This window comes from Streptomyces sp. NPDC050549 (assembly GCF_040655035.1).
Taxonomy (GTDB): Bacteria; Actinomycetota; Actinomycetes; order Streptomycetales; family Streptomycetaceae; genus Streptomyces.
The window spans coordinates 1-1,237 of sequence record NZ_JBFAJD010000122.1 but is presented as its reverse complement, the minus strand read 5'-3'; the positions used below and the strand labels follow the sequence as shown (position 1 = coordinate 1,237).

Below are 1,237 nucleotides of genomic sequence, written 5' to 3'. Positions count from 1 at the left end.
CTAGTGCCGCATCAAGCAACGTTGGCCCTGTCGACGACCGCGCGTAGGCGCCGGTCGTCGGCATGGCGGTTTCGCCAGATGATGTAGCGGCGGATCATGCTGCCCTGTTCCTTGTGGGAGGCGTGGTCGGTGCCGTCGAGGGTGAAGTACCGCAGGGCGGTGAACTGGGCCTCGATCCGGTTCAGCCAGGAGGAGTTCGTCGGCGTGTAGGCGATCTCGACGTTGTTGTCCGCGGCCCAGGTTCCGACCCGCTGGCAGCGTTTCGTGGTCAGGTGCGGGGAGAAGTTGTCGCAGACGATCGCAATGCGGGTGTCCGGCGGGTAGAGAGTGCGCAGGTAGCGGCAGAATTCCAGGAACTGCGTCCGCCTCTTGACCGGCTTGATGTGGCCGTAGAGCTTGTCCTTGGCCAGGTCCAGGGCGGCGAACAGGTGCCGTACTCCGCCGTAGCGGTTGTAGGTGGCCCGGCGTCTGCGGCGCGGTTCGCGCGCAGGGTCTTTGTGCCTGCCGCCGCGTTCGGCCCATTGCCGTCCGGGGTGCGGCATCAGGTTGAGCGGACCGAACTCGTCCATGCAGAAGACGGCTTCGGGTTCGCCGTCCTCGGGTGTGACCTCGCCGTCGGCGATTGCGTAGAGGTGCTCGACGCGGGCCTTCTTGGCGGCGTAGTCGGGGTCGCGGGAGGTCTTCCAGGTTTTCAGGCGTTGAAAGGAGACGCCCTCCTCGCGGAGCAGGATGCGCAGGCCCTCGTGGCTGATGTCGTCGACCACCCCCTCGGCGACCAGGAAGTCCGCCAGCTTGGCCAGACTCCAGGTCGAGAACGGCAGGTCGTGCTCGGTGGGCCTGGACTTGGCGATCTTCTTGATCTCGCGGCGCTCGGGCAGCGTGAACGTCTTCGGACGACCGCCCTTGTACTTCGGGTAGAGGGAGTCGAAGCCGTCGGTGTTGAAGTTGTGGATCACATCGCGGACCCGGTCGTCGCTGGTGAACGACACCTCGGCGATCTTCGCTGCCGGCATGCCCTGCGCGGAGAGCAGGACCATCTGGGCCCGGCGCCAGGTCACCACCGACCCGGTCCCCCTGCGGATGATCCGCAGAAGCCGCCGCCCCTCGTCATCGTCGATCTCTCGGACGCGTACTCGCTCTGCCACTCGGACAGGGTGTCGGACACGCGCCGCCCGGCACAGCATCGGCACGGCGCGTCACATCACAACAGGGCCAACGTTGCTTGATGCGGCACTAG

At 66.4% G+C, this 1,237-nt stretch carries 1 protein-coding gene; it reads right to left on the bottom strand.

What is annotated here, in order from left to right; translation table 11 throughout:
* Positions 1 to 11: 11 nt before the first annotated feature.
* Positions 12 to 1,145 (bottom strand): IS630 family transposase, encoded by a 1,134-nt coding sequence (locus AB0I51_RS48405; RefSeq protein WP_362985927.1) that lies wholly within the window; start codon positions 1,143 to 1,145, stop codon positions 12 to 14.
* Positions 1,146 to 1,237 lie beyond the last annotated feature (92 nt).